10 protein-coding genes are annotated in these 14,675 nt (G+C 63.2%); 8 read left to right on the forward strand and 2 right to left on the reverse strand.

The window, feature by feature from the left end:
- Nucleotides 1-20: 20 nt before the first annotated feature.
- The 8 genes from N5P29_RS08970 (at nt 21) to N5P29_RS09005 (ending at nt 10,982) form a co-directional block, all read left to right on the forward strand.
- Entirely contained in the window at nt 21-1,997 is a 1,977-nt protein-coding gene (locus N5P29_RS08970; protein ID WP_262278227.1) for an APC family permease, read from the forward strand.
- Nucleotides 1,994-3,370 carry a class I SAM-dependent RNA methyltransferase gene (locus N5P29_RS08975; RefSeq protein WP_262278228.1) on the forward strand — a complete coding sequence of 459 codons (1,377 nt, stop codon included), beginning with the start codon at nt 1,994-1,996 and terminating at the stop codon, nt 3,368-3,370. Before N5P29_RS08970 ends, N5P29_RS08975 begins: the two co-directional genes overlap by 4 nt.
- A gap of 231 nt (nt 3,371-3,601) precedes the next feature.
- The gene (gene acnA, locus N5P29_RS08980) at nt 3,602-6,409 is read left to right on the forward strand and encodes an aconitate hydratase AcnA (RefSeq protein ID WP_262278229.1); all 2,808 of its coding nucleotides are present in this window, start codon (nt 3,602-3,604) and stop codon (nt 6,407-6,409) included.
- A 175-nt stretch (nt 6,410-6,584) separates the two neighbouring features.
- Entirely contained in the window at nt 6,585-8,558 is a 1,974-nt protein-coding gene (gene dxs, locus N5P29_RS08985; RefSeq protein WP_262278230.1) for a 1-deoxy-D-xylulose-5-phosphate synthase, read from the forward strand.
- Nucleotides 8,555-9,124, forward strand: a complete 570-nt coding sequence (locus N5P29_RS08990; protein ID WP_262278231.1) for a DUF402 domain-containing protein — start codon at nt 8,555-8,557, stop codon at nt 9,122-9,124. Before dxs ends, N5P29_RS08990 begins: the two co-directional genes overlap by 4 nt.
- On the forward strand, nt 9,121-9,681 hold the full coding sequence (locus N5P29_RS08995; RefSeq protein WP_262278232.1) for a hypothetical protein: 561 nt from the start codon (nt 9,121-9,123) through the stop codon (nt 9,679-9,681). The genes N5P29_RS08990 and N5P29_RS08995 overlap by 4 nt, the downstream gene beginning before the upstream one ends.
- Nucleotides 9,682-9,724: 43 nt before the next feature.
- Complete coding sequence (locus tag N5P29_RS09000; RefSeq protein WP_262278233.1) at nt 9,725-9,949, forward strand: helix-hairpin-helix domain-containing protein; 225 nt, start codon at nt 9,725-9,727, stop codon at nt 9,947-9,949.
- Between the two features lie 55 nt (nt 9,950-10,004).
- Entirely contained in the window at nt 10,005-10,982 is a 978-nt protein-coding gene (locus N5P29_RS09005; RefSeq protein ID WP_262278234.1) for an aldo/keto reductase, read from the forward strand.
- 129 nt (nt 10,983-11,111) lie between these two features.
- On the opposite strand, the gene N5P29_RS09010 is transcribed toward N5P29_RS09005, so the two are convergent.
- Nucleotides 11,112-13,256, reverse strand: coding sequence for a 3-hydroxyacyl-CoA dehydrogenase NAD-binding domain-containing protein (locus N5P29_RS09010; RefSeq protein ID WP_262278235.1), 2,145 nt, complete (start codon nt 13,254-13,256; stop codon nt 11,112-11,114).
- On the reverse strand, nt 13,253-14,530 hold the full coding sequence (locus N5P29_RS09015) for a thiolase family protein (RefSeq protein ID WP_262278236.1): 1,278 nt from the start codon (nt 14,528-14,530) through the stop codon (nt 13,253-13,255). Before N5P29_RS09015 ends, N5P29_RS09010 begins: the two co-directional genes overlap by 4 nt.
- Between the last annotated feature and the right edge of the window lie 145 nt (nt 14,531-14,675).

Here is a 14,675-nt window from a genome sequence, read left to right on the forward strand (position 1 = left end):
ATTCAGAGTAGCTTTGCGGAGTGCTGACAATTTTGAATGCCGCGAAGCGGGTGCTGGTGGGCCGGCCCTTCCGGAACGACCGGCTGTCCCACACGCTGCTGCCCAAACGCATCGCCTTGCCGATCTTCGCCTCGGACGCACTGTCCTCGGTGGCGTACGCCCCGGATGAAATCCTGCTCACGCTGGCCCTTGCCGGTGTCAGCGCAGTGGCGTTCTCGCCGCTGGTTGGCCTGGCAGTGATGGTGGTATTGCTCACAGTCGTGGCGTCCTATCGCCAGAATGTCCACGCCTACCCTTCCGGTGGCGGCGATTACGAGATCGCGAACGTCAACCTTGGCAAGTACGCGGGGCTGACCGTTGCCTCCGCCTTGCTGGTGGATTACGTCCTCACCGTTGCGGTCTCGATGTCCTCGGCAGCCACCTATCTGACCACAGCCATCCCGTCCCTTCATGGACAGCAAGCCCTCATCGCCACCATCGGTGTCATCATCCTCGCGCTGGTCAACCTGAGGGGCATCAAAGAGGCCGGCACCGTGTTCGCCGTTCCCACCTATATCTTCATGGCGTCCATCCTTGGCATGACCGCGGTGGGTATCTTCCAGGCCGCGACAGGCCAGCTGGGGGAGGCGCCGTCAGCACACTTCACCATCGTTCCCGCCCCTGGATTCGATGAAGGCCTGGTTGGGCTGGCCGGTGCCTTCCTGCTGCTTCGTGCCTTCTCCTCAGGTGCCGCCGCACTGACAGGTGTCGAAGCCATCAGCAATGGCGTGCCGAACTTCAAGAAGCCCAAGAGCAAGAACGCCGCAAGCACCTTGCTGCTGCTTGGTGTGATAGCTGCCTCGATGCTGGCCGGAATCCTGTACCTGGCCAATGCCACCAAAGTACACATCGTGCTGGATCCGGCCCAGGAGTTCCTGGTCGACGGCAAGCCTCTGGACGAGGGGTACATCCAGACACCGGCCATCAGCCAGATTGCGGACACGATCTTTGGCGCCGGATCCATACCTTTCTACGTGGTGGTTGCAGCCACTGGCATCATCCTGGTGTTTGCCTCCAACACGGCCTTCAACGGATTCCCGGTCCTGGGCTCCATCCTGGCCCAGGACGGCTACCTTCCGCGCCAGTTGCGTACCCGTGGCGACAGGCTCGCGTTCAGCAACGGTGTCCTGGCCCTGGCAGCGGGTGCTCTGGTGCTGATCCTGGCGTTCAATGCAGATGTCACCAAGCTGATTCAGCTGTACATCGTGGGTGTCTTCATTTCCTTTACGGCCAGCCAACTCGGGATGATCCGCCACTGGGGCCGCGAGCTCAAGCTGGCGAAGGACAAAGCTGTCCGGCGCAGGATCATCAAATCCCGCACCATCAACATGATGGGCTTCGGCATGACGGCACTGGTGCTGGTCATTGTCCTGATCACCAAGTTTGAACAGGGAGCCTGGATTGCCCTGCTCGCCATGTTCATCCTTTTCCTGATCATGTGGAGCATACGTGCCCACTATGACAACGTGGCCAAGGAGCTCGCGGTGGACGAAGATTCCTCGCCACGGGCCCTGCCCACCCGGGTCCATGCCGTGCTCCTGGTTTCGCATGTCCGCAAGCCCGTCCTGCGGGCCCTTGCCTATGCCCGGGCATCGCGGCCATCCCGCCTGGACGCCGTAACCGTTGACATCAACTCCGAGGAAACCGAACACACTGTCAGGGACTGGGAAAAACTGGAAATTCCCGTTCCGCTCACAGTATTGGCCAGCCCCTACCGCGAGACCGTGACACCCATCATGGACTACATCAAGAACATGCGCCGCGACTCGCCACGCGACCTCATCGTCGTCTACATTCCCGAATATGTGGTGGGTAAATGGTGGGAACAGCTGGTCCACAACCAGACAGCACTCAGAATCAAGACGAGGCTCCACTTTGAACCCGGAGTCATGGTTGCCAGCGTTCCGTGGCAACTGAAATCGTCCGAAGAAGCAAAGGCACTGCAGGATACCCAATGACCTCCCACAGCAATTCCGCCCCCACCGGGCACAGCGATACCCCTGGAAACCAAGCAGTGGAAGGCAATGAAGCGGTCGTCACGATCGGGCCCATCGCCCATGGCGGGCATTTCGTGGCGCGTCACGAAGGCCGCGTCATCTTCGTCCGGCACGCCATCCCCGGTGAGAAGGTCCGGATCAGGTTGACCGATGCCGGTGAGTCGTCGCGCTTCTGGCGTGCCGACGTCGTCGAGGTCCTTGAGCCCTCACCCGACCGTGTTCCGCACTTCTGGAAGCAGGCCGACTCCATGGCCTCCTGGAAGCGCGGCACCCCTCCAGTCGGCGGCGCCGAGCTGGGCCACATCTCGCTGGCCAGGCAGCGGGAGTTGAAAGCAGATGTCCTCGCAGAGCAGCTGAAGCGGCTCGCCGGTCTGGAACTCGCCACCGAGGTGGAGGCAGTAGGAGTTCCCGACGACGGCGGACTCGGCTGGCGCACGCGCGCCAGCTTCGCGGTAACCCCCAACGGGCGCTTGGGAATGCACGCTCATCGATCTGACGTGGTGCTGCCCATCAAGGAGATGCCGCTGGCACTTCAAGGAATCAATGACCTCCGCCTGTGGGAGGTCGACCTTTCCGGCATTGCCAGGGTGGAGGTCGCCGTTCCATCCAACGGGTCAAGGCCGCTGGTGCTGCTGGCACCGGAAGAGGCCACCAGTCCCAAGAGGCTGCACAGCATCGTCTCCCAATTGCCGCACGATGTCTCCGTGGCGGCCTTCGAGCCGGGCACGGGTGAAGTCCGGCAACTCCGGGGGAGGACCTGGGTCCAGGAGAGTGCTGCCGGCCACGAGTACCGGGTTACCGGTGAGGGTTTCTGGCAAATCCACAAAGAAGCGCCGAACACGCTGGCGGGCTCCGTGACCGACTATCTTTCCGGCGGCGGGTATTTGCACCCCGGCGCTGCTGTGGCGGATCTGTACGCGGGTGCGGGACTGTTCACCGCCCTCCTGGCAGACGTCGTAGGAGTTACCGGTTCGGTGCTGTCGATCGAGGGCTCCCCGGGTACCAGCCGGGACGCACGGAAAAACCTGCATGGAGCACCCCAGGTAGAGATCATCCAGGGACGGGTGGAGCGGGTGTTGCATCAGCGTGCCCGCAGTTTCGATTCCCTTGTGCTGGATCCTCCGCGTGCCGGCGCAGGCAAGGCAGTGGTCAAGCAACTGATGGCCTCCGGTCCCCGCGCCATCGCCTATGTGTCCTGCGATCCCGCGTCCTTTGCGCGTGATCTGGGTTACTTCCATCAGGGCGGCTGGCGGCTTGAGTCCCTGCGTGCCTTCGATCTTTATCCCCACACGCACCATCTGGAAACTGTGGGGTTGGTAGTTCCTGCCGCCTAGCAGGCCCGGCCGCCGGTCCGCGGGACACTGCGGGCGCGGCGGCTTTGGCGGCTCCTGCCCCCAAGGGAGATAAAGCCACTACGATGGGCCTAGTAGTCCCGTTCCGCTGGATGTGAAGGCCTCCGGGGCGGGGTGACCAACAAAGATGCCGCCCGGCTAAGTAAGGTGCACCTAACTGGCTAGCGGCCAACCACGCGACAAAGATGAAACTGTTGCGAGAGGAGTCCTGCCATGAGCACTGTGGACAGCTTCGGTTCCAAAGGCGTACTGAATGTAGCCGGCACCGACTATGAAATTTTCCGGTTGAACTCCGTAGAGGGCGCAGACAGCCTTCCGTTCAGCCTTAAGGTATTGCTTGAAAACCTCCTGCGGACTGAGGATGGCGCCAATATAACGGCTGACCATGTCCGCGCCCTTGCCGGTTGGGACCCCAATGCGGAGCCCGACACGGAAATCCAGTTCACCCCGGCACGTGTCATCATGCAGGACTTCACTGGTGTTCCCTGCGTCGTCGACCTCGCCACCATGCGTGAAGCCGTCAAGGAGCTTGGCGGTGACCCCAAGCGCGTCAACCCGCTGGCACCGGCCGAAATGGTCATCGACCACTCCGTCCAGATCGACGCCTTCGGTAACTCCGGCGCACTGGAGCGCAACATGGAGATCGAATACCAGCGCAATGGTGAGCGCTACCAATTCCTTCGCTGGGGCCAGACCGCGTTCGACGACTTCAAGGTTGTTCCTCCGGGAACCGGTATCGTCCACCAGGTCAACATCGAATTCCTGGCACGCACCGTCATGACCCGCGAGGTCGACGGCGTACTGCGCGCCTACCCCGACACCTGCGTCGGCACCGACTCCCACACCACCATGGTCAACGGCCTCGGTGTCCTGGGCTGGGGCGTTGGCGGCATCGAAGCCGAGGCAGCGATGCTCGGCCAGCCCGTTTCCATGCTGATTCCCCGCGTTGTCGGCTTCAAGCTCAACGGCAGCATCCCCGCAGGCGCCACCGCCACCGACGTCGTGCTGACCATCACCGAAATGCTGCGCAAACACGGTGTCGTTGGCAAGTTCGTCGAATTCTACGGCGAAGGCGTTGCGGCTGTGCCGCTGGCCAACCGTGCAACCATCGGCAACATGAGCCCGGAATTCGGTTCCACGGCTGCCATGTTCCCGATCGACGACGTCACGCTTGACTACCTGCGCCTGACGGGCCGCTCCGAAGAGAACGTCTCCCTCGTTGAGGCTTACGCGAAGGAACAGGGCCTCTGGCACGATCCTTCCCGCGAACTGCGCTTCTCCGAGTTCCTCGAGCTGGACCTGTCCACGGTCGTTCCGTCCATCTCCGGCCCCAAGCGTCCCCAGGACCGCATCGAGCTCACGGACGCCAAGGAGCAGTTCCGCAAGGACATCCACAACTACGTCGCCATCGAAGACGGCAGCGTGGACGAGTCCCTGGACGAATCGTTCCCGGCTTCGGATGCGCCGTCCTTCACGCACGCTGACTCACACACTACGGAGACGAGCCGCGTTTTCTCGGCCGCCAACGGTGCGAACGGCCGCCCGTCCTCGCCGGTCAAGGTCACCACAGCTGATGGCCGCGAATTCGAACTGGACCACGGCGCGGTATCGATCGCTTCGATCACGTCCTGCACCAACACGTCCAACCCCTCGGTGATGCTTGCTGCAGCTCTGCTTGCCCGGAATGCCGTTGACAAGGGCCTCACCTCCAAGCCGTGGGTCAAGACTTCCGTTGCTCCCGGTTCCAAGGTAGTCACCGACTACTACGAGAAGTCCGGACTGACCCCGTACCTGGAGAAGCTCGGCTTCTACATCGTCGGTTACGGCTGCGCCACCTGCATCGGTAACTCCGGCCCGCTTGAGCCGGAAATCTCCGAAGCGATCCAGGCGAACGACCTCTCCGTCACGGCTGTCCTTTCCGGTAACCGTAACTTCGAAGGCCGCATCAACCCGGACGTTAAGATGAACTACCTGGCTTCCCCGCCGCTGGTCATCGCCTACGCCCTCGCCGGTTCCATGGACTTCGACTTTGACACCGATGCCCTGGGCACGGACTCCGAAGGCAACGAGGTCTTCCTGAAAGACATCTGGCCGAACCCCACCGAAGTCCAGGAAGTCATCGACTCCTCCATTGACGAGGGCATGTTTGCCAAGGGCTACGAAGGCGTCTTCGACGGCGACGAGCGCTGGAAGGCACTCGACACCCCCGCCGGTGACACCTTCGCTTGGGCCGAGGACTCCACCTACGTGCGGAAGCCCCCATACTTCGAGGGCATGAAAGCACAGCCGGATCCCGTCAAGGACATCTCCGGTGCCCGCGTGCTCCTGAAGCTCGGCGACTCCGTCACCACGGACCACATCTCTCCGGCCGGTTCCTTCAAGTCGGACACCCCTGCGGGCCAGTACCTGCTGGCCAACGGTGTGGAGCGCAAGGACTTCAACTCCTACGGTTCGCGCCGTGGCAACCACGAAGTCATGATCCGCGGCACGTTCGCCAACATCCGCATCAAGAACCAGCTCCTGGACGGCGTCGAGGGTGGCTTCACCCGCGACTTCACCCAGGAAGGCGCCCCGCAGGCCTACGTCTACGACGCTGCGCAGAACTACCAGGCCGCAGGAACGCCGCTCGTTGTCCTCGCCGGCAAGGAGTACGGTTCGGGCTCATCCCGCGACTGGGCAGCCAAGGGTACCGCCCTCCTGGGCGTCAAGGCAGTCATCGCCGAAAGCTACGAGCGTATCCACCGCTCCAACCTCATCGGCATGGGTGTTCTTCCGCTGCAGTTCCCCGCAGGTGAATCCGCTGCGACCATCGGCCTCACCGGCACGGAAACCTTCTCTGTGGAAGGCGTTACCGAGCTGAACAACGGCACCACGCCGAAGACCCTCAAGGTCACGGCAACGGCTGAGGATGGCTCGTCCAAGTCCTTCGACGCCGTGCTGCGCATCGACACCCCGGGCGAAGCAGACTACTACCGCAACGGTGGCATCCTGCAGTACGTCCTGCGGCAGATCTCCGCATAGCGAATCCGGCTGGTCACAGCTGATTCCGCGCCATGCAGCCCCGGCTGGTCATCCGACCGGCCGGGGCTGCTGGCGTCCGGGACAAATCCGGCCCAGTGGTGATGCCGCCGGAAACGCGTGGACTCCGGGCACGCGCTAAAGTTAACGAGCACGTCATTCACCCTAAGGAGGGCCGTTGGGACTTTTGGAAACCGTCAAGGATCCACAGGACCTGGCCAAACTGTCCGGCAAAGAGCTGGAAGAACTGGCCGGCGAAATCAGGGCATTCCTGATCACCAACGTCGCCGCGACAGGCGGGCATCTTGGTCCGAACCTGGGTGTGGTTGAACTTACCCTCGCCGTCCATCGGATGTTCGATTCCCCGCGCGACAGCATCATCTTCGACACCGGGCACCAGTCGTACGTGCACAAGCTCCTGACCGGACGGCAGGACTTCAGCACGCTGCGCCAGCAGGGCGGGCTGTCCGGTTACCCCGAGCGTGCCGAGTCCGAGCACGACATTGTGGAGAGCTCCCACGCGTCGTCCTCGCTGTCCTGGGCGGACGGAATTTCCCGTGCCCGCCAGCTGACCGGCGAAGGTGACCGGTTCGTCGTCGCCATTGTCGGCGACGGTGCGCTGACCGGCGGCATGACCTGGGAAGCGATCAACAACATTGCCGCGGACAAGCGGCGTCGCGTCGTGATCGTAGTCAATGACAATGGGCGTTCCTATGCCCCCACCGTCGGCGGTTTGGCCGACTACCTTGCCTCGCTGCGCCCCACCATCGACTCCCTCCGCACGGCTCCGGCCTACGAGCGCATGCTCGATTGGTGGAAGAAGAAGCTGCAGAACGGCGGCCCCGCCGGGCAGTTCACCTACAAGAGCCTGCATGCCATGAAGAAGGGCATCAAGGACTGGTGGGCTCCGCAGGGCATGTTCGAGGACCTGGGCATGAAGTACATCGGGCCTGTGGACGGACACAACCTCCAGGCCATGGAGCACGCGCTGAACACCGCCAAGGCCTACGGCGGACCGGTGATCGTGCACGCGATGACCGAGAAAGGCCACGGCTACGCGCCGGCGCTGGCCAATGAGGCAGACCAGTTCCACGCCGTGGGCATCATCGACCCCGAGACGGGGGAGTCCACGGAAACTCCCGGAGCCAGGTCCTGGACCTCGGTGTTCGCCGAGGAAATCGCCGACATTGCCGACGAGCGTGAGGACATCGTCGGCATTACCGGCGCCATGCTGATTCCGGTGGGGCTGCACAAGTTCGCAGAGCGCCACCCGGAGCGCGTTATCGACGTCGGTATCGCCGAGCAGCATGCCCTGACCTCCGCCGCTGGAATGGCTTTCGGTGGCCTGCACCCCGTGGTTGCCGTGTACGCGACCTTCCTGAACCGGGCCTTCGACCAACTCCTCATGGACGTCGCCCTGCACAAGGCCGGCGTCACGATTGTCCTGGACCGTGCCGGTGTGACCGGTCCCGATGGACCCAGCCATCACGGCATGTGGGATATGGCCATGGTCCAAATCGTGCCGGGCCTGCATTTGGCTGCCCCGCGCGACGCCACCCGGCTACGGGAGGAACTGCGCGAGGCCGTTGCCATCAATGATGCTCCGACCGTGGTGCGCTTCTCCAAGGGCAGTGTCGGCTCCGAAGTCGAGGCCATTGAACGGCTCCACGACGGCGTGGACATCCTCGCCCGCAGGCCGGAGGGCTCCACCGAGAACGACGTCCTGATCGTCAGTGTTGGTGCCATGTCGGAGCTGGCCCTTGATGTGGCCGGCCGCCTTGGCGCGCAAGGCATCAGCTCGACTGTGGTTGATCCGCGGTGGGTGCTTCCCGTCAGGAAATCAATCATTGCCTTGGCCGCCCGGCACAGGTTGGTGATCTGCATCGAGGACGGCGTGCGCGCTGGTGGCGTGGGCTCACGCATCCGGCAGGAAATGCGCGCAGCGGGCGTGGATACCGCTCTGAACGAGGTCGGCCTGCCTGTCGAGTTCCTGGTCCACGGCTCCCGCGGACAGGTGCTGGAGCGCGTTGGGCTCACCGCCCAAAAGATCACGCACGACGTCGTTGCCCAGGTTTTGGGGACGAAGGTCCCCTTTGCGCGGCCCCTCCCCGGCCAGGAGCACCCCACCACCGGCAGCTTGCCCACTCTGTGAGGAACGATCGCGGACCGGGCGCGCTGCTGCCCGGCGACCTCGTCGTGTCGCGGAACAGGAAATTCGACGGTACGGCACACTGGGTTGTTCCCGGCCGTTACCTTGGCGAAGACATCCATGGTTGGTGGATTTTCCAAGGGGCCGGGGAGTTCTGCTCCCGCCCGGGAGCGGCCTTCTACACCGCCTCCGATTGCTTGTTGTTGGTTCCGCGGACAGGCGAATTCGTGGTGACGTTCTACGACGACAGCTACCCGGGGGATTTCCGGATCTACGTGGATATCGCCACAGCCCACGGTTGGAACCCCATCAAGCCGGGCGTGACCGAGTTCCATATGATCGACATGGATTTGGACGTCATCCGCTCCACAGTGCATGGAGTGTTCATTGATGACGAAGACGAATTTGAACAACACCGGGTGGCCATGGGCTACCCGGAAGAAACTGTGGACGCCATGCGTACCGAATGCGCAGCGCTTTTCGAAGCTGTCCACACCATGCAAGCACCGTTCAACGTCCAGGACCCGTACAGTCCGAGCGCAGAATGGTTCAGGAAGGGACGCGCATGAGCGGCATCATCCGGACGTACAAGACGGACGACGAGGGCGTCCTCCACTTTCGGGAGGCCTGGTACGACGACGAAGACAAGCAGTTCGTGGTCAACCACGGCGTCGTGGGGCATCAAAGCAAGACCAACGAAACCGAAGTCAGTGACGATTCGTCCGTTGAGGGATTGATGGCCGCCTTCGCTGCCCAGTGTGCGGAAGACGGCTACGCGGAGATTCCCGAGTCGGAGCAGTTCTGGGTGGTGGCGCAGATCGCACTGAAGACCAAGGACGGCACCGAACGTGACCGCCACCTTGAAAGAAAGGCCAGGACGGCGCTGACCGGCGAGCTGGCATGGCGTGGCCTGGGCGTGGTGGACCGCTCTGAAATCGGCAACGGCCACCTCAACATCTTCTGCCTCTGCCCGGACGTCAACAAAGCCGTCAACGCCATTAAGATCTGTGTTCGCGGGGAAGACCTGGACTTCACCAAGCTCACCGTGGCTGCCGCGCCCCACAGCGATCCCACCGCATTCAAGGTCAAGCACTCGCCCAAGCAGGGTCTTGGCTTTAGTCTCTAAGTAGCACCCTCAGCACTGGTTCCAACGCATCAGGAGGTTCCCCATGCCGTCAAAGAGCAATTGGCCCGGACATACGCCACTGCCCAAGGGATTGGCTGCGCCGGCCAGGCGGGCCCTGGCCCACCAGGGCATCGAGACACTGGAGCAGCTGGCCGAGTACGGGGAAGGCCAGATGTCCAAGCTCCACGGGATGGGCCCTGTGGCCATTGCCCAGCTTGAGGATGCCATGGAGGAATCAGGGATTTCCTACGGAAGTGCGGGCAGCTAAGCCTTTTGTTGCCCAGGGTGACTATCCCATCGGAAGTGCGGGATAGGCTGGCCTCATGACTGAATACCGACGCCTTGGCAATTCCGGACTGACTGTCTCAGCTGTAGGGCTGGGCTGCAACAACCTCGGGCGCGCCAACACACCCACGGAGTCCCAGGAAGGCACCAACGCGGTTGTTCATGCCGCCATCGAAGCCGGGGTGACCTTCTTCGACGTCGCCGATGTCTACGGACGTGAGCCGGGACTCAGCGAAACGATGCTCGGCAAAGCGCTGAAGGGGCACCGGGACGACGTCGTTATCGGCACCAAGTTCGGCATGGACATGCGCGGGGTGAACGGAAACGACTTCGATGCCCGTGGTTCACGCCGCTACATCGTGAAAGCCGTTGAGGCATCCCTGCGCCGCCTGGACACGGACTGGATCGACCTCTACCAGTTCCACACACCGGATCCGCGGACTCCTATTGACGAAACCCTTGGCGCCCTGGATGACCTGGTCTCAAGCGGCAAGGTCCGGTATGTAGGGCACTCCAACTTTGCCGGCTGGCAGATCGCGCAGGCCGAGTACGTGGGACGACAGACTGGTGGCGTCCGGTTCATCTCCACCCAGAACCACTACAACCTGCTCGATCGCCGTGCCGAGCTCGAAGTGCTCCCGGCAGCAGAAGCCTTCTCCCTGGGAGTGCTTCCCTATTTCCCCCTGGCCAATGGCCTGCTGACCGGCAAGTATTCCGCCGGCAAGGCTCCGGAAGGCTCGCGCTTGAGCCACACCCGCACAAACCTGGTTCACGACGCCGATTGGGACCAGTTGGGCCGTTTTGGCCAGTTCGCCAAGGAGCGTGGCATCACCGAACTGCAACTGGCGTTCTCCTGGCTGGCAGCCCAACCCGGTGTCAGCAGCGTCATTGCCGGTGCGACCAAGCCGGAGCAGATCCGCGAGAATGCCGAAGCCGTGTGCTGGGTTCCCACGCAGGACGACCGCGAGGAGCTGGACGGGATCTTCCCAAGGTCACCCAAGGTGGCACTTTTCTAGCCCTCTCTCACATCCCGCGCATTCTCAAGCGTCCCTCTCTCACGTAAAAGAACTAAAGCCGGATCGCTCTCTCACCAAGGTGACAGAGCGATCCGGTTTATGCCGCCGGAACGTGGGAGAGCGTGTGATCTAGGCCGGTGCGGACGCTATCCCGGGAGCCAGGAACCGCTTGCCGTTCACACGCTCGGAGGCGCCAACACGGTCCAGGTACGGGGTGATTCCGCCCAGGAACATCGGCCAGCCGGCACCCATGATGACGCAGAGGTCGATGTCTTCCGGGCCGGCAACGACGCCTTCTTCGAGCATGAGCCCGATTTCCTCGGCCAGGGCATCCTGGGTTCGTCGCAGGACTTCGGCGCCGGTGGACGGAGTGTTCCCGAAGGACATGATCGCCAGGGTCTCCGCAGGAATGACGGGCTTTCCGTCGGGCCCCGGGGCCCAGAGGGATTTCACTCCGTTGTCGATCATCTTCTGCAGGTTCTGCGATACCGGGAACCGGTCACCGAAGGCTGCATGCAGGGACTCCTGAACGTGCTGCGCCACCGGTAGGCCCACCATGGCACTGAGCGTGAAGGGGGACATGGGCAGGCCCATGGGACGCAGGGCAGTATCGGCGACTTCCGCCGGGGTTCCTTCGTCGAAGGCTGCGATGACCTCTCCCATGAGGCGCAGGAGGATGCGGTTGACCACGAACGCGGCCGCATCCTTGACCAACACGGCAGTCTTCTTCAGCCCCCTGGCGAGCTCGAACGCGGTAGCCAGGACGGCGTCGTCGGTCTTTGGCGCCTTCACGATCTCCAGCAGTGGCATGACAGCCACCGGGTTGAAGAAGTGGAAGCCCACAAGGCGTTCGGGGTGCTTCAAGTCCTCGGCCATGGCAGTAACGGAGAGCGAGGAGGTGTTGGTAGCCAGAATGCACTCGGAAGAGACGATTTCCTCCACTTCGGCGAAGACCTGCTTCTTGATGTGCAGCTCTTCGAACACAGCCTCGATGACGAAATCAGCGTCGGCAAAGGCAGCCTTGGAGACAGAACCCGTGACCAGCGCCTTGGTCCTGTTGGCGGCGTCAGGCTTCATCCGCTTCTTGGCCAGCATCTTGTCCACTTCGGCGTGGACGTACGCAACGCCCTTGTCCACGCGTGCTTGGTCGATGTCGGTCATGACCACGGGCACCTTGAGCTGCCGGGCGAACAGCAATGCCAACTGGCTGGCCATCAGCCCGGCGCCGACGACGCCGATCTTGGTCACCGGACGTGCCAGTTTACGGTCCGGAGCTCCGGCAGGACGCTTGGAGCGCTTCTGTACGAGGTCCAGGAAGGCGTACACGGTGGAGCGGAATTCGTCGGTCTGCATGAGCCCGGCGAGTGTTTGGCATTCGAGTTCCGCCGATTCCTGCTGCGTCATGGTCCGGTTGGCTTCCATGACGTCCAGCACCTTCGCCGGCGCGGGTGAGGCGTTGGAGGTCTTGGCTTCAACAAACTCCCGGCCTGCGGCAACCGCAACTGCCCAGCGGGCGGCCACGGCGTCATCGGAAGCATCCACCGCGTTCCTGCGCCCGGGTGTGACATCGCCTGAAATCACGCGAGCCGCCCATGCCAGGGACTGTTCCACGAAGTCCGCGGGCTCGAACATGGCGTCGGCCACTCCGAGCTCGTAGGCCTGGGGTCCGGTGAGTGTCCGGTTGTTGCTGAGCGGGTTCTCGATCATCACCTTGACCGCATTCTCGGGGCCAATGAGACGGGGAAGGATGTAGACCCCGCCCCAACCCGGCACCAGGCCGATGAAGGCTTCGGGGAGGGCCAGGGCGCCCGCACCAGTCGAAACGGTCCTGTAGGTGGATTGAAGGGCGATCTCCAGCCCGCCGCCGAGCGCCAAGCCATTGATGAAGGCGAAGCTGGGTACCCCGAGGTTGGCCAACGTGCTGTAGACGGCGTGGCCGAGCTGGGCCATCCAGAGCCCGTGCTCGCGCTCCTTGAGCGTCTTCACGGCGGAAAGGTCGGCACCTGCGACAAGGAAGTAGGGCTTGCCGGTGACACCGACGCCGACAATTTCGCCGCGCGCGGCCCGCTCCTTGAGGCCCTCCAGGACGTTGCCCAGCTCAACCAGGGTGTTCGGGCCCAGCGTGGTGGGCTTGGAGTGGTCCAGTCCGTTGTCCAGGGTGATGAGGGCAAAAGTACCCACACTGCTGGGGAGCTCGATGTCCTGGACGTAGGAGTGCGTAACAACTTCGTCGGGGAACAGTGCGGCGAGCTTGTGGAAATCTGCGGCGCTCATGCGGCGGCTCCTTCGGTGGGGTCGGTGGTGGTATTGGCCGGCTCGGGGAGTGAGGATTCGTAGTCGGCATGGTGGGGGTTTTCCCAGATGACGGTGGCGCCCATGCCGAGGCCGATGCACATGGTGGTGATGCCGTAGCGGACGGACGGATCCTCTTCGAACTGCCGCGCAAGCTGGTTCATCAGCCTCACGCCGGAGGAAGCAAGCGGGTGTCCGACGGCGATCGCCCCGCCATAGCGGTTGACGCGGGGGTCGTCGTCGGAAATGCCGAAGTGGTCCAGGAAGCTGAGCACCTGGACAGCGAAGGCCTCGTTGATCTCGAACAGTCCGATGTCTTCGATGCCAAGCCCGGCGTTCTTCAGTGCTTTCTCCGTTGCCGGTACGGGGCCGATACCCATGACTTCAGGCTCGACGCCGGCGAAAGCGTAGGAGACCAGGCGCATCTTGACCGACAGCCCAAGTTCTTCGGCCGCCTCCGCGGATGCCAGAACTGCGGCGGTGGCGCCGTCGTTCAATCCTGCTGCATTGCCTGCGGTGACGCGGCCGTGCGCGCGGAAAGGGGTGCGCAGTCCGGCAAGGTCCTCCACCGTGGTGCCGGGGCGTGGGGGTTCATCGGTGGTGTGCAGCGCCCAGCCCTGGCCCGGCTTCATTGTGGCCACGGGCACGAGGTCGTGCTGGATCTGCTCGTTCGCGTAGGCGGCGGCCAGCTTGGCCTGGGAAGCTGCTGCGTAGGCGTCCGTGCGGTCCTTGGTGATCGCGGGGAAGCGGTCGTGCAGGTTCTCGGCAGTGTTACCCATGTTCAGGGCTGCGGGGTCCACCAGCCGCTCGGACATGAAGCGCGGATTCGGGTCGGCGCCAGCTCCCATGGGGTGGTTTCCCATGTGCTCCACGCCGCCGGCAATGACGACGTCGTAGGCGCCGAAGCCGATGCCGCTCGCCGTCGTCGTTACTGCCGTCATGGCACCCGCGCACATGCGGTCGATGGCAAATCCGGGAACTGTGCGGGGGAGTCCGGCCAACAGGGCTGCTGTACGGCCGATGGTCAGGCCCTGGTCTCCGGTCTGGGTGGTAGCCGCAATGGCTACTTCGTCGACGCGCCCGGCAGGAAGCGAAGGGTTGCGCCTCATGAGCTCGCGGATGCATTTCACCACCAGGTCATCGGCACGGGTGCCCGCGTAGATGCCCTTGTCGCCGGCTTTGCCGAAGGGTGTGCGGACTCCGTCCACGAAGACGACGTCACGGACGTTCCGTTGGGCATTGCGTGATGGACTCATGTAGTAACTCCTCGTTGAGACATGGCACCGTTGCCCGCGGAGCGGGTTCAGGTTGGCATTAATGCAATGTTACTCATGGGTAACTTAGCGTGCAAGGGCCATGGAGGCTCGGGTTTGGCCGACTGGAGGTATGCGAAAGGCCCGC

This window comes from Paenarthrobacter sp. JL.01a, assembly GCF_025452095.1.
In the GTDB taxonomy this organism is placed as follows: Bacteria; Actinomycetota; Actinomycetes; order Actinomycetales; family Micrococcaceae; genus Arthrobacter.